Origin of the sequence: Pseudoalteromonas sp. HM-SA03, from assembly GCF_002289345.1 — a bacterium.
GTDB lineage: Bacteria > Pseudomonadota > Gammaproteobacteria > Enterobacterales > Alteromonadaceae > Pseudoalteromonas.
The window spans coordinates 20,805-41,176 of sequence record NZ_NSDG01000083.1; the positions used below are offsets into that span (position 1 = coordinate 20,805).

The window sequence follows — 20,372 nt, forward strand, 5'->3', positions numbered from 1 at the left end:
AATACACTAGCCCCAAGCAGACTTAGAACAGAGGTAGCCCTTGCCCCACACGGTAATGAGTCTTGCGGGTTGCTCTAGATTGTCGCCAAGCTTTTTACGCAACCGGCTAATACGTACGTCAACGCTTCTATCTAATCCGTCGTATTCGCGGCCAACAACATGTTTATAGATATAGTCTCGACTTAGCGTTTCGCCTGCATGACCAGCCAGTATCTTCAGTAAATCAAATTCATAGCTTGTGAGCTCAACCTCATCTCCAGCCAAATAGACCTTACGGTCTGATTTGTCTATTTGTAATTCGCCTAAGGTAATGGAGTCAGATTGAGCTTCATCATTTTGTGTACGTCTTAATAGCGCATTCAAGCGGGCAAGTAGTACATACGGCTCAACAGGCTTGATGATGTAATCATCAGCACCGATTTCAAGCCCTTTTACATGATCGAAGTCGCTATCTTTGGCGGTAAGGAATAAAACCGGCCCTTTAAACTCACCGCGCGCAGCTTTGCAAATAGAGAAACCATCAAGTCCGGGTAGCATAATATCTAAAATGAGAATGTCGGGTTTTTCGGCTTCAATCGCTTTAATGGCGTTAATGCCATTGTGTAATTGAACGACTTCAAAGCCATTATGGATTAAGAACTTTGCGGTTAACTCCGCTAGTTTTACATCATCTTCGACAAGTAATACCTTGGCCATTAAAACACACTCCAATCGCTTCTGAGTTTGCGTCTATATTGTTGGTTGACGCTTGTGTGTACTTCAATATTTTGTTTTGCAACAACGTTATTTTTAGCATCTTTTAGGGTAAAGAGCATGGACTTTGAGAGGTGGATAATTTGTGTTGATTTTGCCTCCTTGGCCTGCTCCCAGCATTGTAATTTTTGTTTTTCTTGAAACAAACATAAGTTCATTTTGGTCGGTGCCTGCCAAGCAATTTTTGCCGTCATTTCGCAGCGTTGTCCTGCTTGTTTCACCATACATGTAATAGGTTTTATTTCTAATTTAATGCCATTGTTGGGTTTGGTTAAAGCTTTACTTGGTGCGCTGAAAATTATAATTGTGATTAAGTACAGCCTAAAATTCATATTTTCCCCCGACAAAAACCGTCGCGGTATAGCTATCCTCGACTATCGGGCTATCTGTCATTGTGCTATCAAGTTGCTGATATTTAGCGTTAAATTTGAAGGTCCAAGACTCACTTACGGGATAAGAATAGGCAAAGCTAACATAAGGCTGGAAGCTTGAACTGCCTTTATACCATAGCTCACTATTCGGTGTATCCGCTTTGTCTATGCCGTAGTAATAGTCCACCAGTTGTCGACTTTTCCATTTTAGCCCCGCTTTAATAAACACATAAGTGTTAGGTAAATTATTGAACCTAAAACGATAGCTAACCCCAACATCGGCATTGTAACCTTGATAAGTGTTGGTGATATCGGTGAGCCATGAAGCACTGATTTTTACGCTATCGCTCATTATCCAGTGGGCTAAAACGCCGCCATCTATAGCCCATTTTCGCGACTCGATATTGTCTAAGGAGATGGCCGTTTGTTCTGCGGCAAATTCGCCGCCAGGTAGTTCATTGCTGGCATCAAACCCCATTTTTTGCACGAATATATTACTTGGGTGAAACTTCTCGAAATAGGCCTGCTCGGTGTTAAATGTGCCGATCAAGCTAAGATCAAATTTATCAGTGTAGTGAAAGGTATAGCCCAAAGTTCCATTATCAAGAAAGAGGTGTTCACCGTAATAACTAATATAGGGCACAACAATCAAGGGAATATTTTCACCGTCATGGAGTGGGTTGGAGATCACGCCGCCGCCAAGCGCAATGCCAAATCGCCATTCATCTACTGGCGTACACTCGCTGTCATTGGCGTCACATGACACCGCCGTGGCACTTACCTGAGTGGCAACCAGCAAGGTTAAGGCCATTAAGAACTTATTCAACTTGGAACTCCAATTCTGAATTTGGGCTTTGCACTGGCTTTTTTGAGGTGTCAATCAAAGCGCATTATTACTACCAGTGTAATTTACCAGTCACTGTACAAATTACCAGAAAGGGTAACATTAAATAACAAAACAAGTTGCGAAGATAACAGAAATTTTAGTGTGAAAGTTTAGGCTTACGTTGACACCTAACTTACAAGGAAACATATCATGAGATGCAAAATTTGGCTCAGTCTTCCGCTTGCCGCTAGCCTTTGCGCATGTGGTGGTAGTAACGACAATGATGAAGATAAATTACCAGAACTTAATGCGCTTAATAACAGTTCTGCACCGTTGAAGTCAGCTTCATCAACTCAGTTTAGTCAGTTTATCAAAAACGGTATTTTCGTTGCCAGCGGTGGGTTGAATAATGGCGATGATTTGGAAAACCCATCTGTAACCGCAGATGATGTACCTTACTCAGGCACTAATCAACTGGTTGAAGGAATATCAGAAAGCGACCGTATTAAATTCGATGGCCGTTACTTATTTATCGGCGGCTCGACCAGTGTTGCATACACGGATACAGACAGCAAAACTTTCGTCAGGATCTTAGATACAGAGACAACGGGTGTTCCTACACAGGTTAATGAATTAGCGGTATCAGATTCAGAGTTTGCAAGCCAAAATCTTTACCTTAAAAACAATCAACTTATCAGCGTATTAATGGATTATGAGTATGATTTTCAGGATGATATGTCATCGCAAGAGATTCAACCTGAGGTCAATTATCAAGGTGTGATTGAACTCGCTTTTAGTAACGTGTCTCTACCCGCACAGGCTGAGGTCGAAAAGCGCTTTCAAATTGATGGTTCATTAGTTGGCAGCAGACTAATTGGTGACAAACTTTATGTTATCGCTGACCATACTTTACGCTACAGTGGTTTTAATAGCACTGACAGAGTAGCAAGCTACAATCGCTTAATGGACACTAACATTAACGATTTATTGCCTCAATTTAGAAATTTAAAGCAAGGAAGTGTAGCGCCTCTGGTCGCGGCAGATGGCTGTTATTTGCCAGCAGATGCTACCGCGCAAGATGGATTTAATGGCTTAACAACAGTGACTGAGATTGACATTCGCAATCCTGACGAGGTGAAAACAACTTGCGTCAGTACGCGCGCTTTTGGGTTTTATATGTCTGCAACAGCTGTGTATCTTTACAATTACTCGTTTAAGGGTAGTGATGGTGATGTCAATACATCAATCTGGGATCCATCAGGCATAGTATTACATAAGTTATTGTTAACGGATGAAGGGGTAACATACCAAGCAACCGGTGAGGTGGAAGGTCAACTTGCTCGTGTCAGCGATACGATGACTGCGACTCGATTTGATGAAAAAGATGGCGTTCTGCGCGTAGTAACGAGCCAGTATGATACTGAGATTGGTAATAGCCATAAGTTATATGTACTTAAACCAGAAGGCACAAAACTCAACACTGTGGCTACGCTGCCAAATAGCCAAAACCCAACACCTATTGGCAAAATAAATCCGGATACGGGGCTTGTTGATGAAGACGTTTATGCGGTTAGATACTTTAACGATACGGCCTACATTGTGACCTTTAGACAAATAGATCCTCTCTATGTTTTAGATTTATCTAAAATATCACAACCTAAAATGGTAGGAAGTTTAGAGATCCCTGGTTTCTCTTCTTATCTTCACCCTGTTGGTGATGGCTTGTTGCTTGGGGTAGGTCAGCACCTTAGAGACTCTGATGGAAACGTGCAGCCCGGTACCAAAGTGAGTTTGTTTGATGTGGCAAATCCTGCTGAGCCTAAGCTATTAAAAGATCATACATTTGCAGGGGGGTTTACACCGCTGGAATATGATTATCGCGCTTTGGCCATACTAAAAGATAATGCCTCGGTAACCCGGTTCACTTTGCCAATCGTTTATTGGAATACAGAACAAGTGAACGAAAACAGCTATAACTGGTATAGTCAAAACGAGCTTGCCGCATTTGAAATTATACACGGTGTGGATTCAACACTCACTTATCGCGGGAGTAGCCGTGCTGAGGTATCAACACCGATAGCGAGTGACAAAGCACTCGGGTATACCGAAGCAGATCGAGGGCTTATTCAGGCTGATAAACTACTTTATATCCATGGCAACTACGTATGGCAGAGCAATTGGCAAACGCCTGCTGATAACAGCGGACCGCATTAATCTAATTCCTTTTTTGAATTGCTGTACACTGTTTCGTTGCCAAGCGGTGAACTGTAGCACTGCTTACCACAGCTTCAGAGTTAACGTTACTTTTGCTGAGTCTGTATCAGCGAAATAGTGATTTTTGGCCCCGCTTGACGCGGGGCTTTTTTGATTTGGAAAGTTCAGGGCTACTCAGGGCTAGCCCCTCGGATTGATGCAGAAGTCTAAAACTGGTATTTCGCCCCAATAAACGCAAAACGGCCAACACCTGAGCCATAGGCACTATCAAAGTTACCTGAGCCGCCGACGATAAACGGACCTTTTTCATCAAATAGGTTATTCACACCACCATAAACAGAGAGAGTGCGGTTATCGCCTAACTCCATGCTGTAGTTTACCGTTAAGCCATGAGTCGTAACTGATGGCAGCGCACCTTGCCAGAGCGGCTCTGGAGCTGCGATACAGCTTGTCTCACCAGCTGTACAGCGTTCGTTATTTTTGGCGATTGCAGCTTGCCAGTCTTCGTATCTCGAACGGCTGGCTTCCACTGCACCTTTATATTTTGTGCTCCAGCGTACACGCCAATTGTTTTTATACCAAGTCAGTGAAATAGCGCCTTTGTCTTCGAAAATATCTTCGTTTAAATAGCCTTCATAAAGGTCTTCGTATTGCCCGTCAGGTCCCGTACTGGTAATTGAGTATTCAATAACGTGCGTCCAATCGGCTTTTACCTTAAAGCTACCGTAATCGCTAGCGTCATACACATATTCTAGTGCGATATCGTAACCTTTAGTGCGGATCTCATCCGTGTTGATGACACGTTGATTGACTTCATAAATCTGCCCTTCTTCATCGCGTTTAATATCACGACAAAACTCGTTATTGTCACCGAATTCCATAGATGATGCGTAACAGAACTTAATGATGTCTTCGTTAGCAAGTGAGCTTACCGCATCATCAATTTGAATATCGTAGTAATCTAGCGCAATTCTAAAATCCGGTGCAAAGGCAGGCGCTAAAGATAAACCAATGGTGATGGTATCAGCGGTTTCCTCAAACAACTCGCTATTTCCTGAGTTGGGTGAGTAGCCGTTATTTTCATCTTTAAAAGTACCTTCAGTGGCAATAGCGGCTTTTTTTTNCAATTATCGTGGCCTGCACCTGTTGACGTCGCGGTAACACCATCACAGATATCATCAAAACTATCATAGTCGCCGCGAGGTGGTGACATAAGTTCGGTGATTGTCGGTGCTCTCATCGCTCGAGCCCAGTTTGCACGAATGGAGTAACCTTCGATTGGCTCATAAATAAAGCCCGCTTTATAGCTTTGGATTAACCCCGTATTTGCCCAACTGTAATCTGCGATACGAGCAGAGACCTCGGCGCTAAGCGATTTTGCCATTGGCGCATCTTTTAATAGCGGTAACGATAATTCACCGAAGATTTCACGAACACTTACATCGCCTTCAAATGTGGGCACATAGTTAAACGTTACACCACCATTTGGCACGTTGGTTGATACGCTCTGTGTATCTTTTCTATATTCAAAACCAAATGCCGAGCCAACGGGGCCAGCCGGGAGTTCAAATAAATCACCTGTAACAAAGCCAGATACCGTCACTTGGTCTATATCGGTCGTAATGGAAGGGTTGGCACGAATATAATTCGCCGCTTCTGGCGTGATTGAGCCTTCACCAAATAAATTAATTGGCACACAGCCTTGGCTACGTGCTTGCTCATCTTTACACTGAATCGTGCCATCAGCAAGGCGCTCAGCATTTAGCGCCTGTTTAACTCGCGCAACGTAGATTTCGTTACTGCGGGTTTGTTCTTGCTTAAATTTGCCGTAACCTACAGAAACATCCCACTCCCAGTCATCCCAAATATAACCGCGGAGACCACCCCAAGTTCTGATTGTTGTTCTTTCATTACTGTTGACGATATTACCAACTTCAGTAAACAGCCTATCCCATTTTACGCCTTTTGAGCTTGCCTCTGCTCGAATTGCTTCTGGCATATATGGATTATCATAAGGGATACGGCCCATGCAGTCGGAGCCAAATTGATTACTGTTTGGGTCATAGGTCACAATCGCATCGCACTCATCCTCACTTTCTGGCGATTTAACATTCCGCGAGGTATTACGGCTATATTGCAGTTGGAAGTATGCTTCTATATCAGAATCAAATTCGTACTCTGTTTTAACTGCCGCTGAGAGATCTTTGTCAGGCACCTTTAACATTGTAAATTGGTTGAAATCGATACCGTGAAGTTCTTCTTGCCAATCGTCACGTAAGGTGGTGCCGTCGTACCAAAAGCCGGAGTTAGGTTTGGCACTGCTTGATTCATCAAATACACCACCGGGAATTGAGTCGCTTAAACTTGTCCACTGGGATTTATCAATATCTCTCATGCAGTGATAGGCACTTTTTGTATCAGGGTCGTAGTTGGCAGTGAGCATCACGTTGCACATACGGTCGGTATCGTAGTCCCAGCTATCTTGCTGCTGAGCACGCTTTCTATCCCAGTAGCTTAGTCCCTTTTCTTCGTCGTAAGTGGCACTGACAAATAAGTAGCCTTTACCATTATCGTAAGTCGTACCGTAATCAGCATTTACGGTATATTCACGAGCGCCGCCTTTGGTACTTTCACCACCTCGGGCACTAAATGTAGCCCCTTCTTGATCTTGCTGAGTAATAATATTCACAACACCTGCAACTGCATCAGAGCCATAAGCCGCTGATGCACCACCGGTAATGATTTCAACTCGCTCAACCATACCTTTAGGGATGGTTGATAGGCTCACATAGTTGCCCGAATAGCTGTTTGATACCACTCTTCGGCCATCAATTAACGTTAGTGTTCGACTAACCCCTAGCTCACGTAAGTCGATAGTTGAAAGTCCGGTATTTTGAACACTGCTTTGCGAGTTACCATTGCCAGTTCCTTCACTGACCTGAGGCATTTCTTCAAAAAGAATATCTGAAAGTGAGCCGAAGCCTGCATCATTGAGAGACTCAGCCCCCATAGTGGCGATAGGAGTCGGCACCGAAAAGCTATCACGTTTGATGCGAGAACCTGTGATGACGATTTTTTCTAGTGCTTTATCTTCACCTTGCGTTTTAACTACCGAACTACTTTGTTCAACTTGTTGACGATCGATTTGTTGCTCTTCAGCCATTGCCGTATTACAGCAGGCGAGCGCGATAGATAGGGCGAGTAATTTAATATTGTTATTAGGTGACACGGGCGTCCCTCTTTTAATTTCTGATTGTTGTTTATTTCTTAGATAATTAGGGCTTGTTGAAAGAAGTACATAGTTTGTGGTTTTGACTAAGCAAAAAGCACTGCACCTCATTTTAGCTATTGTGAATGTCACTATAATTCATGCAACGAATTGGACATCTATTCTTTGACGTTTTTAACTCTATTTAATATCTATTGTAAAATAAGTATATAATTCAATTTGTTATACCTTGTTTTTTTGAAGTGTTAGATTGTTGCCATGATGTTTGTCGCGTTACTTTTGTCTTTTGGCCGATAATTTAGGTATGATTTACAACATATTTACTCATGGTTATAAAAATGCAGCACAGTGCGACTTATCAGTTATTAGATGTCAATATTGATCCGGTTGGGCATATTTTGTCCTGTTCCGGGCAGGTGTGTTGTGTTCAGCCTAAATTTATCGAAGTGTTGACAGTATTGGCGCTTGCTTACCCAAACGTGGTTACTCGAGAAGAAATAATTGAGCAGGTTTGGGGGGGGAACCTATTTGTTGGAGAGAAAGCACTAACTAATGCAATTTGGCATCTTCGCAAAACTTTTAAAACTCTACTTACAAGCAACGAAGAAGAAAGTGGTACTGCTGATTTTGAGGTGATCGAAACCATAAGAAAGTCTGGATATAGACTAAAAGCACAGCCAAACTTCATCGATATAAAAGCTACTCCCAGTAAGCCTAGCGAGCGAAATTTACCTTTCAAGCTCAAAGTGGCAGGGGTAGTCGCTACATTATTCATTCTACTTAGCGTTTTTATATACTTCTTAGTTGAACAGTCAAGCCATCAACTCGAAGGCGTGACTGATTACCCTGGACGTGAGCTTTTTCCTAGTGTTTCCCCAAATGAGCAGTACCTAGCATTTGCTTGGCGAAAGTTTGGCAGCCATGCAGGGTTATATTTAAAAAATCTAAAACACCCTGATGAACCCTCTAAAGTATTAGTAGATGGCCCTGGAAATGTCTCGGTATCAGTGTGGGGGAGAGATAATCGCACACTATTTTATATAGAGAAGCGCTCAGAAGCATGTACGATTAAGTCACTGGATATAGTGACCAAAACACAATCAAATATAGCAAATTGTATTGCAGATACGACCACTACCTTAAGCTATTCTAATGAAAAAAACCTTCTTGGATTTATCGCAAAGCAAGGCCTCACAGATCCTCCAAAAGTAACCTTGCTAAATTTAAACGATAAAACAGTGACTGAATTAGGTTGTGAGTTAGATTGTGAAGGGAGTGGGCTTGAAAGTATTGCGCTTTCTCCCGATGCCAAGCAAATCGCGATTAGTCGCAACTTGCCGAACGGACTTGAAAATCTCTATTTGAAAAACTTGGATACAGGGAAGGAAGTTAAAATATTAGGTGGGCGTGATGACCTACGTGGCCTAAGTTGGCATCCCAATGATGATTATTTGGTTGTATCCATGATTGAACATGGCACACGCAGCGCGTATAAACTTTCACTTGAAGGTAAAGTATTGGGGACATTGCCGTTTGATGGGTTAAGTTACCCAAGTTTTAGTCAATCAGGGCATTTATATTTTCATGACTGGAACATTAATACTTCTATTATGAAACTTGACCTTAACGCGCAAGTCACCAGTTCACCCTTTCCATTACTACAATCACAAACTAGCTTCCGTTATCCCAGTTATTCACCTGTGTCGGAGCGTTTACTCTTTGTGTCTAACCAATCAGGATTTGATGAAATTTGGGTGTCTAATTTGAAAGGCGATCAACGAATACAACTGACAGATCTTGGGTTACAAGCAATGCACCCTGCATGGTCACCTGATGGCACAAAAGTAATTTTTACTACAAAGTCACACCAAGGAAGCCAACTTCAACTTTTGGATATGGCCACTAAACAAGTAACGCAGCTAGAAACTGGGCTAAAGTATCACGGTAAACCCAGCTGGTCTCAAGACGGTAACTCGATTTATATTTCTGATGACAACAATATATTTCGCATCTTTCTTGATTCAAAACGCGCCCCAGTGAGGGTGACTACTGGCACCACCGCACTTGAACATGAAGGGGGGTTGTATGTATATAAAAGCGGGCCACAAGAAATGTGGCGTATCGATTTAGCAACTGGGGTCAACACGCTGTTATTTGAAAATGCACACTTGGCTTCGAGCGCAAGCTGGTCAGTGTCTGATACGGGACTTTACTATTTGTATGTTCGTCGTGGAGACTTCCGCATTAGTTATTTTGACTTTGCCAGTAAAGCGCATAAAGATATTATCCGAGTTCCAGAACGTAGCTTTAGCCGAAGTCGCGGGCTTGTATATATAGCAGAAAAACAGTGGCTGCTATTTACCGGTTACGAAATCCCACAAGTAGATATAAAACGAATCGAAATGTAGTCATGAGTCACAATTTCTCGACTATCATAACCACAGGTTTGGATAAGAAATTAGCTATCCCAAGCTCAGGTTATATAACAAACTCAAGGCAATTAGCCCTTAGATGAAGGATTTAAACAATGATTGAAGTTGGACAAAAATTACCACAAACCGAGTTGAGCGAACTTACCTCAGACGGCATGGTTAATCACGAAGTGACAGCGTTGTTCGCTGGTAAGAAAGTCGTACTGTTTGCGGTTCCTGGTGCCTTTACACCAACTTGCTCAGCGTCTCATTTACCCGGTTTTGTCGTGAATGCAGATAAATTTGCTCAAAAAGGTATTGATATCATTGCATGTGTATCGGTAAACGATGCTTTCGTAATGAAAGCTTGGGGTGATGCACAAAACGCAGAAGCAATTATGATGCTTGGAGACGGCGATGCAAGCTTTACCAAAGCGTTAGGACTTGAAATGGATACCGGTTCATTTGGCGGTGTACGTTCGCAGCGTTATGCTATGATTATTGAAGATGGCGTCGTGACAACACTCAATGTAGAACAACCTAAGCAATTTGAGGTCAGTAAAGCTGAAGTTATTTTAGATGCTCTATGACTGTAAAAGTAAATGACCTGAAGTTCGGGTAAAGAATACCAGTTCGCTTTGAATGGCCTAAAGGTGCGCTTGTCTGAGCGAATTGGTATGAAAAAGAACGACTATTTTTAAGTCACTGATAAAAGGTGATAAATATGCACTCTGATTGGGCTGAATGTCTATTAGCTTTTATAAGGCCGCATGGTGTTAATTTATTTACTGGAATTTTTCCGGCAATGTCAGAGGTCTATATGTGATGGTAAAATCAGCCCATGATTTTGACGAGTGCGGCCACGTTATAAAACACAATTTTATACCGTCCGGCGAACTTAACAAAATAAAGCAAGTCGTTTTAGCATTTCATCATGCGTGGCGGGCTGACAATAATGACTTTTATCAAAACAGAGCAGTAAATTCTGCCTACCTTACTGCACCAAAGTACCTAGGCGAACAGCAAAGGCTTGTCCTTTTTCAATTCATCGCGTCTACTTCTCTGGTGTCTCTAGCTGCATCTATATTTTCGCGTGAGTTTAGGTTTATGAATACTCAGCTATTTTTTAACCCTGTGAACACCACTCAACTCAATTACTGGCACCGAGATCCGCAATACCATTTAACCATCGAAGAGCAAAAACAAGCGTTGTTGTCGGGGCCTGAAGTGGTTCACTTTCGGTTAGCACTGGAAGATGAGCCCGGAATAGAATTGATACCGGGCACCCACAAGCGTTGGGACACAGTTCAAGAGTTAAATGTGAGGTTAGAGCAATCAGGGCATCATAATCATGAAAGCCTGTCAGAAGGTAAAACTATTCCACTGAAAGCGGGTGATCTTCTCGCTTTCTCAGCCAATATGATACATCGCGGTATTTATGGCAAAAATAGGTTGGCACTTGATATATTATTTTGTGAGAGTGACCCCAAACTCATGCAGTATATTAATCAAGAGTGTTTACCAGAGGGAGAAATGCTGACGTTACTTGACGTACCAACAGTTTTTCACGGTAAAAGTTAATAAAGTAGTTTATTTCGAGGTAAGTTAAGCTCAATACGATTAGAGTCTAATATTGAGCTTAAAATATGAATTAATAAGATTCTATAAGCCGCATTAGTAAGATTGGAAAGGCTTGCCCATATCGTCAGTTGGTGAGCGCTCATACACTTCAAAACCTTTAGCTTCATAAAAGCCGACGGCTTCAGGGTTTTGCTCATTGACATCGACAAACTGCACATTTTGTGTTTCAAGCGTAAAGCGAAGCAGCTCAGTACCGACACCTTGTCCTCTGCTTTTCGCGAGCACAAACAACATCTCGATTTTTTTGGTCATGTACACCGATAAAACCGACAATTTTCGTGTCGCTATATTTTACACTGTGCAGCGTAACGTTTGGAAACGCCTGTTCAATAATAATAGGTTTAAAATAAGCGATATCCGCCTCAGTGATAAAATCATGAGTGGCTCGCACAGAGTCTTCCCAAACAGCCAGTAATTCCTGGTAATCGCTTGGTGTAACTGGACTTANCTTTTCCTTTTGTCTAATAAAACAGTCCAAATGGGTAAAACGATAAACAACAGGGAGATTAGCCAGCGGGACGAGCATAACATACCCGATGCATTAAAGGTACAGCGGGTATATTCAGATAAATTACTTGTATGTGGTTGTGTAGGTAGTGCGCCCTTAACTATTCATCTAGTTGAAAAAATGCAACTTGATCGGTAAGTAGTTTGGCTTGATTTTCCATATTTCTACCTGAACGAGATGTTGTTTCAACCAGAGTAACGTTCTGCTGAGTAATATTATCCATTTGTGCGATGGTGGTAGAAACCGCAGCTATCCCTTCAGCTTGCTCTTTCCCCGCGTTATCTATGTCTGCCACCATTTTGCTCACCTCGGCAATTGATTGCATTAGCTCATCGAACGTCGTGCCAGACTCGTATACAAGTTTGCTGCCTTGCGCCACAGCATCAACGCTATTTTTGATCAATGCTTTGATTTCACGTGCCGCTGATGCGCTACGTTGAGCAAGGTTTCTCACCTCTCCGGCAACCACGGCAAATCCGCGTCCAGCCTCACCAGCCCGGGCTGCTTCAACGGAAGCATTGAGTGCTAAGAGGTTGGTTTGGAAAGCGATTTCGTCAATGACACTGATAATGTCAGAGATTTTCGTGCTGTAAGATTCGATTTTACCCACTGCGGTAATGGCATCATCAATCGATGCTTTACCTGAGTGTGCTTTTTCTCTAACAATAGTCGCTTTCTCTGCGGCATAGCTTGCGCTACCCGCATTCTTTTTAACCGTAGCGGTAAGCTCTTCCATAGTGGCGGCGGTTTCTTCTAAGCTCGCCGCTTGATTTTCAATGCGACTATTGAGCTCTTCGTTGTTATTCGCGATTTGTTTAGCTACATCAAACACTTGCTCTGCACCATTGTTTATGGTGTTAACTAAATCGCTTAATTTGTCGAATAAGCCGTTCATCGCTTGTTGTAGCACCGAGAACTCGCCACCTAAGTGGTGGGTGATCCTATGTCTTAAATCGCCTTGCTCCATTGCCAAGATAGCATTTTTAATATGTTCAACCGCTTGTTTTTGTTCTGTGATATCCGTTGCATATTTAACGACTTTAAAGGGGCGGCTTTGTTGATCGAGGATAGGATTATAAGACGCTTGGATCCATACCTCTCGACCTTGTTTTGCCAGTCTTAAGTATTGTCCTGAGTCGAACTCACCTCGGTTGAGCTTTTGCCAAAATTTCTGGTATTCAGAGCTAGTGGCTTGTTCGTGTGTAGCAAAAATACGGTGATGCTTACCTTTGATTTCGTCAAGTGAGTATCCCATCGTATCTAGGAATGACTCGTTGGCCCATAAAATAGTACCATCCATTGCAAACTCAATGACGGCTTGAGATTTACGAATGGCTTGAAGCTGACCATCAAAATCAGCAGCAGTGGCTTTTTGCTCGGTAATGTCCGTTGCGAACTTAACAACTTTTATTGGCTTGCCTTTATCGTCTAAAATTGGGTTGTAGGTGGCACTAATCCAGATTGCTTTGCCACCTTTGCCTAAACGGTGAAACTCCCCGGATTCAAATTGGCCTTGTTTTAAACGTTGCCAGAATGCTTTGTATTCACTGCTTTGCGCGTAAAAGCTGTCGACGAACATGCTGTGATGCTTGGCAATGATTTCTTCTTTCTTGTAGCCCATAACAGACAGGAAGTTTTCATTTGCTTTTAAAATATTACCTTGCAAATCAAACTCGATAACAGCTTGCGAGCGATTGATGGCTTTGAGTTGTCCGGCAAAGTCGAAAGACGCCAGTTTTGCTTGAGTAATATCGGAGGCATATTTGACGATTTTGTCCAACTGGCCATTTTCGTCATAGATGGGGGTATACGTTGCTTGGATCCACAGAGTGTTTCCTGATTTTGTTAGACGTTTAAACTCACCTGATTGATGTTTTCCTTGTCGTAAAGCGTGCCAAAAGTCTTGATATTCGCTGCTCTCAGCTTCTTCTTGTGCCACAAAGAGTCGATGGTGTTGACCTTGTATTTCACTTAATGTGTAACCAACCGCATTTAAAAATAGCCTGTTTGCAGTCTTTACATTGCCGTAAGGGTCAAACTCAATAACGGCTTGAGTTTGTTTGATGGCATCAACTTGCCCTTGAAAGTCAGCGGCTTTTGATTTTTGTGCGGTGATATCTGAGGCATATTTTACGACTTTAATAGGTCTATTGTGTTCATCAAAAATAGGGTTATAGGTGGCTTGGATCCATATCGTTTTACCCGATTTTGTTTGCCTTGCGAATTCACCTTCAAAAAATTCGCCATTATTCAAGCGTTGCCAAAATGCTTGATATTCCTCACTGGCTGCGTAGTCATCCTTAACAAACAGACTGTGATGCTTGTCTTGTATTTCTTCTAAGCTGTATCCCATAACGGACAAAAAGTTGTCATTCGCGCTCAGCACTTTACCGTGCATGTCGAACTCAATAATCGCAAAGGACGCTGATAAAGCTTGTAAATTTGCACTCATGTTGGCAATGTTGGTGAGGTAATGACCGATGTCAGTCGCAATAACTAAAATTCTGCCTTCTTGAGTACGTGATAGCTCTAGTAATAACTTCTTCGGTTTGTTGTCATTCGCTGTATTGAGAGAGAGCTCAACCTTTGCATGTGCTTGGTGCTCAAGTTGAGCGAGCCCACGCTTAAGTACGGCGGCATCTTCTGAGGTGTGACATATAAAAGCGAGTGACTTCAGCTCGTGGGTAACTGGGTATCCGAGTAAACGGTTAAAGGCCGGACTAACCTGGAAAATATCGGTTTGATAATCTACTTCCAAGTAAGGAGTTGTTGCCTTAAAGTGTTGAAATAAAGCTGTATTTTGTCCATCTTGCTTTTTTGCTTTTCCCAAGCCAAACGTGATCATATATAAGCTACCCGTCGCGGTAAATTTTAACAATATTAACTATAGTAAAGTTGCTTAGGTCCGCCACAAAATAGCTGCAAAACAAGTATATAATTTTGTTGCTTAAAGCAAATTATCATCACGGATAATAAGGGTATAGCCGTAACTCAAATGTCTTGGTAAAATCTTCACCAATTTTTATAAAAACGAGCATTAAGATGGGCAGAGCATTTGAAGTCCGCAAAAACGCCATGGCAAAAACGGCGGCGGCAAAAACAAAAGTAAACTCAAAATACGGAAAAGAGATTTACGTTGTTGCTAAAAATGGCGGCGCAGATCCTGAAACGAACTTGTCACTACGTCGTTTAATCGACAAGGCAAAGAAAGATCAAGTTCCTGCACACGTTATTGATAAAGCAATCGAAAAAGCGGCAGGTGGTGCGGGTGAAGATTACACGCCAGCGCGTTACGAGGGTTACGGTCCAGGAAACAGCATGATTATCGTTGACTGTTTAACAGACAACATGAACCGTACTATCAAAGATGTTCGCTTACCGTTTACCAAAACTGGTTCAAACTTAGGTAACCCAGGTTGTGTGGCGCATATGTTTGATCACTTCGCAATCTTAGGATTTGCAGGTGATGATGACGAGTCAGTTTTGGAAGCGCTAATGATGGCTGATGTTGATGTTACTGACGTAGAAGTTGAAGACGGCCAAGTTTCTGTTTTCGCCCCTCACACTGAATACTTCAAAGCGAAAACTGCACTGACAGAAGCGTTTGAGGGGATCACGTTTGAGGTAGACGAAATCACTTGGGTGCCGCAAACTCACGTAGAAATCGAAGATCCAGAAGCAATCGAGACATTCGAAAAGCTAATCAATATGCTTGAAGATGTGGATGACGTACAAAACGTTTACCACAATGCGATTGTCAAAAGATAAGCCGCTTATCGATATAGCGCAGCACACTGCGCACAAAGTTAAGGCCGACATCGTTCGGCCTTTTTATTGTCTAGGTCTTAGATGTAACAACATTAGTTTTTATCATGGCAACAGGAAACAATAATAGTAGCGTTTGCGAGCCAATATAGATGACCCAATTAACGTGCCTTGCAATAGGAAAGTAGCCATCCCCTTGGTTTGCGAACAGCCAAAATTGACCGATAACAGCGTCTGCTAGCATGGCTAGGATAAAGCCGCTGGCAACTGCGTAGTTGGTTTTTTCGTTGAGTTTAAGATTTTGAATAATAAGCCAAAAACCAAAAATACCGAGCAAGGCCACTAATAAGCTATAACTTGCGCTCAACAGCAAAGAGTATTGGCTTATGGCGGGTAGGTACATCATTTTATAGCTAAGCGACGATAACGTAATAGACACTACAACCAATACGGTCGCGGTTGCTAATGTTAATGCAAATTCTCGTCGTAAAAATCGAATTAGCAGTCCGAGTAAAAGCCCATAACCAAGGGCAAAAAACCAAATAGAGTCGATCAAGTAGTCATGTTTTATGGTTTGATCTTGACGATGATAAAGCCCAAACAGATTGAAGTTGATGATATCTCCGCAAGTGCATAAGAGCAGAGCAATCCAGCAGAGTTTTATGTCTTTGTGCAACGTACTGGGGCTAGCTGCCAAGCTTGTTTGGCGAACATGCCACCCTAATCGCAGCACAATAAGTAGTGCGGCTGATGGTAAAATCCATTGAAATAAGGCTTGGTGACTTTGCCAAAGTGGGCTGCTGCCAAGCAATGACGTAACCGTTGCAATGCCAAGTAAAAGTAATGTGATAGGTTTATAGTGGACGGTTTGCAGTATATTATTCACGGTCATTCCTTGTTGGCAATCATGGCAAGCTGTTTGGGGGCTCATTTTTTCACCTTAAGCAAAGTGTAATAATTATCCGCGTAATTGCCTCTTGCTGTATCAATTTACAGTATAATCATTTACAGTATTTGTCTTGCATATCTATTACATTGCTACTTTTTATAAGGGTACCTCGTTCATGTCTAATCTTAAACTCAATATAGCGCTTTCATGCTCAGTTCTTGCATTGGCTTTTTCTGGGTTTAATGTCATTCAAACCAAATTAGCAACCTCTCCTGTGGCAACGCACGTGTATCAGAGCTCTACTCAACAGCCCCACTATAATGCAACTCAGTATACGCAGGGCACTCAGATTTCAACTGACGAGTCTGAACAAGTTGCTCAGTTAATGGCTCGGATCAATAAACTTGAAACGAGGTTACAGGCGTTGTCGATGGAAAAGTCAGATTTACTCTCTGAGCAGGCACCGGATGAGTTTGAGTCTTTAATCTTCTCTTTGATAGAAAAGCGTGAACAGCAGAAAATCGACGAGATGAAAGCAGAAAACCCAATTTATGGCTTTTATGAAGACTTACCCGAAGACTACGAAATGCGGATCAAAACTGATCCTGAGTACGCAAGTCAAATCAGCAACGATTTAAAACAGAAAATTCTAAATAACAGTTTACCGGCGGCGGAGCGTTTAGCTGCTATGAGTCAGCTGCAAATGAACATGTTTATGCTAAATCGCAATGAATTAGAGCAATATGATTATCAAGCAGTAGAATCTATCCTCAATATGACGCATAACATGAGTGATGAAAAGTTGAGGTTACAGGCGCTTGAACTCGTGTCGCGTACACCTATCGTTGATGAGCGTTTGTCACAGTCGTTTGTGAAAATGCTAGAGCAAGAGCCTAATGATTACGTGAAAAGTCTCGCAGCAGAAGGGTTGATGTCACAGTACTTTCAATCAGGCGCCGATCCAAAGCAGCAGCAAAGGATCGCACAAGATTTGCTGTCTCTCTATGAAAATGCATCGGACCCTAAGGTTAAAGCCATCCTCAAAAACTTGATGGGCGATGAGCGTATGCTAGAAGAGCTAAAACGTCAGTCTAATGGCTGACGTACATTGGGCTAACTGAGTGAGAAGCAAACTCTAAGCACTTCTTGTAATAGTCGCACTTGAGTGTTCAACTTAATCCTCGACTCTAGTTAATTAATACCGAAAATCAAGGAAATGATAAATGCAAATCGTTGCTCTTGATGCGAGCTTTCCATCACTTGGCACATTAATAGCAGAAATCGATGCGCTGATGAATTCGCTATACCCCGCTGAAAGCAACCAGCTAACGGCATTGCAAGAGTTATGTTCACCTACTGCGCATTTCATTGGTATTATCCAGCATGACGAGGTAATTGCTTGTGGTGCAATCGTCGAAAAGCATCATGATTGTCTCTATGGTGAGTTGAAAAGACTGTATGTAAAGCCAAATCATCGCGGTCTTGGTTTATCAAAAGCAATCTTGTCCGAGTTAATCGCTTTTGCAGATAATCGTCAATATCCACTGATACGGTTAGAAACCGGAGTTAAGCAACCAGAAGCCCTCAGGTTATATGCGCAGTTTGGTTTTATCGAAAGAAAAGAATTCGGTGATCACAAATCGGATCCGCTGTCTGTCTATATGGAGTTAAAACTTGGAAAATAAGCAGTTAGATATCGAATACGAAGTAATCAAGGAACATATCAATGAGTTTCCAACCCCCATCACGTTTAAACAAGGTGCGAGATTGACCGTTGGTGAAGAATATGAAGGCGAGGAGGGGTGGGACAATTGGTTTTTCTGTGAAACTGAGGAGCAAGTGTCTGGTTGGGTACCTGCTCAAGTGTTTCGCTTAGTCAATCCCAAACAAGGTGTTGCATTGATGGACTATACCGCTCAGGAACTATCGGTAGTTCAAGGTGAACACCTGTTGGGGCACAACCAACTCAATGGTTGGGTATGGTGTTCAAGTAAAAAGTCTGAACTGCAAGGCTGGGTACCGTGTCGTAATCTAACACAAATTTAGGGCCTGTTTATCTTTCAAGTTTGTTTTTGCAGCAGTTTGATTGGTATTTATACAAAGCAGAGTCTGCGTAGCATAGTTACTCTATGTGAGTCAGGCGATAAAGACTTTGTGCTTCTGCAAAGTCACCTTACCCCACATCTTTGTGGGGCAACACAGAAGAAATGCTAATCAAGCGCTGCCCTTTGAGTTCACCTGAGTGCGCTTTGTTCATTGTTGCTCAACTTTTGCCTAGATTACTAGGCGACAAGTCGAGCGTCGCGACCAAAACACACTCAGGAGAACAAAAATCAAACAGCAAGCTCAACAGGCCCTCGTGTGTTGCTTTTTAGCAACACCTCTCTTTTTTCTCTGCGACTTTTTTTAAAATACTTCTGTTTTTCGTCAGTTTCCTGCTCATTTCGTCACTTTTATAGCAATTGCTTTGGGACGAAAACCTATTTTAATGTGTTGATTTTTAATTCTTTTTATTTGTTTTCTGATTTTTTAGGAAAGATAAGGAAAAATTTTCGATATTTTTATAAAAATTTTTTCTGGCGGTTCTGCTCAAGACCGAATGTGAATGATTGTCGCATGAAACTTAACCGCTTTGGGCTGCACTCAAATCCTAATTTTTTATGGTGTTGCTTTTATGCGACAGTTTAACTTATTGAAAATAAATAAGTTTTAATTTGATCTCAACATTTCCTGTTGCTAAATGGCAACAATCTCACTGAATCCATCCTTAATGAAAATCCACCTTTGTATTTAACTTATTGATTTTTATATTTTTTTAAACTTTGGCATCAAAGTTGGAATAGTTATCTCGAAAGCAAAAAACATTCGCTTCAACACAAACCAACGTAGAGAAGCAGAAACGACAAGTTTAGAAATATGAGAGGAACTGATTATGAAAACTTTAGCAATCGCACTATCAGCAACTGTACTTTCTTTCGCATCAGTAGGTGCTCACGCAAACTCTGAGTTTGATAAATACGATGTTGATGGAGATGGTTACATCTCACTAGGCGAATCAAAAGCAAATCCAAATTTGATGGCGCAGTTTAAAGACCTTGACGCCGACCAAGACGGCCAATTAAGCCAGTCTGAGTTTGATAACTTTGAAGGCTGATCACAAGCCGACGACATAATAGCAGAGTTAAAAATATACCCCAATTTAAGGAAAAGATTATGAAAAACGTATTAGCAGCACTATCAATCGCAGGTTTATCAATGGTTTCAGCATCAGCACTAGCTGGTGGCGATTTCGAAAAACTAGATACTGATGGCAACGGTTCAATCAGTGTAGCAGAAGCAAGTGTGAGCGCTTCATTAACTGAGCAGTTTGCAGATCTAGACACTAACGCAGATGGTGAGCTAAGTAAGTCTGAATACGCAAATTACGAAAGCTAATTTGGCACTGAATTTAATAATGAGTTAAAGAGCTGGGCCGCATGCCTAGCTCATCAGAACAAAATGACACAATTGAAGGATTAGATTATGAAAAACGTACTAGCAGCACTATCTATCGCAGTTTTATCAATGGTTTCAGCATCAGCATTTGCTGGTGGCGATTTCGAAAAACTAGATACTGATGGCAACGGTTCAATCAGTGTAACTGAAGCAAGCGTAAGCACTTCATTAACTGAGCAGTTTGCAAACTTAGACGCGAACGCCGATGGCGAACTAAGCAAGTCTGAATACGCGAATTACGAAGGCTAATTGCTAGGTGGGCATAGCGCC

Annotated in this window: 19 protein-coding genes; 11 read left to right on the top strand and 8 right to left on the bottom strand. The window is 42.0% G+C overall.

The features are described from left to right. Nucleotides 1–6: 6 nt before the first annotated feature. Genes CKO50_RS16745 through CKO50_RS16755 form a run of 3 tightly spaced genes read right to left on the bottom strand, consistent with a single transcriptional unit; the run spans nucleotide 7 to nucleotide 1,950 of the window. Nucleotides 7–696, bottom strand: a complete 690-nt coding sequence (locus tag CKO50_RS16745; RefSeq protein WP_095729079.1) for a response regulator — start codon at nucleotides 694–696, stop codon at nucleotides 7–9. Continuing rightward, nucleotides 696–1,100, bottom strand: coding sequence for a DUF3019 domain-containing protein (locus tag CKO50_RS16750; protein WP_255230209.1), 405 nt, complete (start codon nucleotides 1,098–1,100; stop codon nucleotides 696–698). Before CKO50_RS16750 ends, CKO50_RS16745 begins: the two co-directional genes overlap by 1 nt. Continuing rightward, nucleotides 1,075–1,950: a MipA/OmpV family protein gene (locus CKO50_RS16755; protein ID WP_255230211.1), complete on the bottom strand. Its 876-nt coding sequence runs from the start codon at nucleotides 1,948–1,950 to the stop codon at nucleotides 1,075–1,077. The genes CKO50_RS16750 and CKO50_RS16755 overlap by 26 nt, the downstream gene beginning before the upstream one ends. Before the next feature lie 210 nt (nucleotides 1,951–2,160). Here CKO50_RS16755 and CKO50_RS16760 point away from each other — a divergent pair, with 210 nt between their 5' ends. After that, nucleotides 2,161–4,164 (top strand): beta-propeller domain-containing protein, encoded by a 2,004-nt coding sequence (locus CKO50_RS16760; RefSeq protein ID WP_095729082.1) that lies wholly within the window; start codon nucleotides 2,161–2,163, stop codon nucleotides 4,162–4,164. 206 nt (nucleotides 4,165–4,370) lie between these two features. Here the strand turns inward: CKO50_RS16760 and CKO50_RS24800 are convergent, their stop codons facing one another. Then, nucleotides 4,371–5,207, bottom strand: a complete 837-nt coding sequence (locus CKO50_RS24800; protein ID WP_255230212.1) for a TonB-dependent receptor — start codon at nucleotides 5,205–5,207, stop codon at nucleotides 4,371–4,373. Then, nucleotides 5,162–7,393 (bottom strand): TonB-dependent receptor, encoded by a 2,232-nt coding sequence (locus CKO50_RS16765; protein ID WP_255230213.1) that lies wholly within the window; start codon nucleotides 7,391–7,393, stop codon nucleotides 5,162–5,164. The genes CKO50_RS24800 and CKO50_RS16765 overlap by 46 nt, the downstream gene beginning before the upstream one ends. Nucleotides 7,394–7,731: 338 nt before the next feature. Here CKO50_RS16765 and CKO50_RS16770 point away from each other — a divergent pair, with 338 nt between their 5' ends. From CKO50_RS16770 to CKO50_RS16780, 3 genes are all read left to right on the top strand, one after another. Further along, complete coding sequence (locus CKO50_RS16770; RefSeq protein ID WP_095729083.1) at nucleotides 7,732–9,801, top strand: winged helix-turn-helix domain-containing protein; 2,070 nt, start codon at nucleotides 7,732–7,734, stop codon at nucleotides 9,799–9,801. Between the two features lie 119 nt (nucleotides 9,802–9,920). Then, a complete protein-coding gene (locus CKO50_RS16775) occupies nucleotides 9,921–10,394 on the top strand; it encodes a peroxiredoxin (protein WP_095729084.1) in 474 nt (157 codons plus the stop codon). Nucleotides 10,395–10,629: 235 nt separating this feature from the next. After that, nucleotides 10,630–11,385 (top strand): phytanoyl-CoA dioxygenase family protein, encoded by a 756-nt coding sequence (locus tag CKO50_RS16780; RefSeq protein WP_095729085.1) that lies wholly within the window; start codon nucleotides 10,630–10,632, stop codon nucleotides 11,383–11,385. A gap of 93 nt (nucleotides 11,386–11,478) precedes the next feature. On the opposite strand, the gene CKO50_RS24805 is transcribed toward CKO50_RS16780, so the two are convergent. After that, nucleotides 11,479–11,697: a GNAT family N-acetyltransferase gene (locus tag CKO50_RS24805; protein ID WP_255230214.1), complete on the bottom strand. Its 219-nt coding sequence runs from the start codon at nucleotides 11,695–11,697 to the stop codon at nucleotides 11,479–11,481. Between the two features lie 356 nt (nucleotides 11,698–12,053). Continuing rightward, entirely contained in the window at nucleotides 12,054–14,798 is a 2,745-nt protein-coding gene (locus tag CKO50_RS25030) for a methyl-accepting chemotaxis protein (RefSeq protein WP_095729122.1), read from the bottom strand. Between the two features lie 197 nt (nucleotides 14,799–14,995). Here CKO50_RS25030 and CKO50_RS16795 point away from each other — a divergent pair, with 197 nt between their 5' ends. Further along, entirely contained in the window at nucleotides 14,996–15,721 is a 726-nt protein-coding gene (locus CKO50_RS16795; RefSeq protein WP_010375669.1) for a YebC/PmpR family DNA-binding transcriptional regulator, read from the top strand. A 70-nt stretch (nucleotides 15,722–15,791) separates the two neighbouring features. Here the strand turns inward: CKO50_RS16795 and CKO50_RS16800 are convergent, their stop codons facing one another. After that, nucleotides 15,792–16,649: a hypothetical protein gene (locus CKO50_RS16800; RefSeq protein ID WP_255230215.1), complete on the bottom strand. Its 858-nt coding sequence runs from the start codon at nucleotides 16,647–16,649 to the stop codon at nucleotides 15,792–15,794. Nucleotides 16,650–16,782: 133 nt separating this feature from the next. Between CKO50_RS16800 and CKO50_RS16805 the strand changes: the two genes are divergently transcribed. The 6 genes from CKO50_RS16805 to CKO50_RS16830 all read left to right on the top strand — a co-directional run bounded on the left by CKO50_RS16805 (nucleotide 16,783) and on the right by CKO50_RS16830 (nucleotide 20,351). After that, the gene (locus CKO50_RS16805; protein ID WP_095729086.1) at nucleotides 16,783–17,709 is read left to right on the top strand and encodes a hypothetical protein; all 927 of its coding nucleotides are present in this window, start codon (nucleotides 16,783–16,785) and stop codon (nucleotides 17,707–17,709) included. A 121-nt stretch (nucleotides 17,710–17,830) separates the two neighbouring features. After that, nucleotides 17,831–18,292, top strand: coding sequence for a GNAT family N-acetyltransferase (locus CKO50_RS16810; protein ID WP_095729087.1), 462 nt, complete (start codon nucleotides 17,831–17,833; stop codon nucleotides 18,290–18,292). Continuing rightward, the gene (locus tag CKO50_RS16815; RefSeq protein ID WP_095729088.1) at nucleotides 18,282–18,653 is read left to right on the top strand and encodes an SH3 domain-containing protein; all 372 of its coding nucleotides are present in this window, start codon (nucleotides 18,282–18,284) and stop codon (nucleotides 18,651–18,653) included. The genes CKO50_RS16810 and CKO50_RS16815 overlap by 11 nt, the downstream gene beginning before the upstream one ends. 886 nt (nucleotides 18,654–19,539) lie before the next feature. Then, complete coding sequence (locus CKO50_RS16820) at nucleotides 19,540–19,761, top strand: calmodulin (protein WP_095729089.1); 222 nt, start codon at nucleotides 19,540–19,542, stop codon at nucleotides 19,759–19,761. 59 nt (nucleotides 19,762–19,820) lie between these two features. Then, on the top strand, nucleotides 19,821–20,042 hold the full coding sequence (locus tag CKO50_RS16825; protein ID WP_095729090.1) for an EF-hand domain-containing protein: 222 nt from the start codon (nucleotides 19,821–19,823) through the stop codon (nucleotides 20,040–20,042). 87 nt (nucleotides 20,043–20,129) lie between these two features. Further along, nucleotides 20,130–20,351 carry an EF-hand domain-containing protein gene (locus tag CKO50_RS16830; RefSeq protein WP_095729091.1) on the top strand — a complete coding sequence of 74 codons (222 nt, stop codon included), beginning with the start codon at nucleotides 20,130–20,132 and terminating at the stop codon, nucleotides 20,349–20,351. Nucleotides 20,352–20,372 lie beyond the last annotated feature (21 nt).

Coding starts and splice junctions, on each gene's coding strand:
- CKO50_RS16775 (WP_095729084.1), top strand. CDS start 9,921: ATGATTGAAGTTGGACAAAAATTACCACAAACCGAGTTGAGCGAACTT.
- CKO50_RS16780 (WP_095729085.1), top strand. CDS start 10,630: ATGGTAAAATCAGCCCATGATTTTGACGAGTGCGGCCACGTTATAAAA.
- CKO50_RS16825 (WP_095729090.1), top strand. CDS start 19,821: ATGAAAAACGTATTAGCAGCACTATCAATCGCAGGTTTATCAATGGTT.
- CKO50_RS16810 (WP_095729087.1), top strand. CDS start 17,831: ATGCAAATCGTTGCTCTTGATGCGAGCTTTCCATCACTTGGCACATTA.
- CKO50_RS25030 (WP_095729122.1), bottom strand. CDS start 14,798: ATGATCACGTTTGGCTTGGGAAAAGCAAAAAAGCAAGATGGACAAAAT.
- CKO50_RS24805 (WP_255230214.1), bottom strand. CDS start 11,697: ATGACCAAAAAAATCGAGATGTTGTTTGTGCTCGCGAAAAGCAGAGGA.
- CKO50_RS16800 (WP_255230215.1), bottom strand. CDS start 16,649: ATGAGCCCCCAAACAGCTTGCCATGATTGCCAACAAGGAATGACCGTG.
- CKO50_RS16795 (WP_010375669.1), top strand. CDS start 14,996: ATGGGCAGAGCATTTGAAGTCCGCAAAAACGCCATGGCAAAAACGGCG.
- CKO50_RS16745 (WP_095729079.1), bottom strand. CDS start 696: ATGGCCAAGGTATTACTTGTCGAAGATGATGTAAAACTAGCGGAGTTA.
- CKO50_RS16820 (WP_095729089.1), top strand. CDS start 19,540: ATGAAAACTTTAGCAATCGCACTATCAGCAACTGTACTTTCTTTCGCA.
- CKO50_RS16805 (WP_095729086.1), top strand. CDS start 16,783: ATGTCTAATCTTAAACTCAATATAGCGCTTTCATGCTCAGTTCTTGCA.
- CKO50_RS16830 (WP_095729091.1), top strand. CDS start 20,130: ATGAAAAACGTACTAGCAGCACTATCTATCGCAGTTTTATCAATGGTT.
- CKO50_RS16760 (WP_095729082.1), top strand. CDS start 2,161: ATGAGATGCAAAATTTGGCTCAGTCTTCCGCTTGCCGCTAGCCTTTGC.
- CKO50_RS16770 (WP_095729083.1), top strand. CDS start 7,732: ATGCAGCACAGTGCGACTTATCAGTTATTAGATGTCAATATTGATCCG.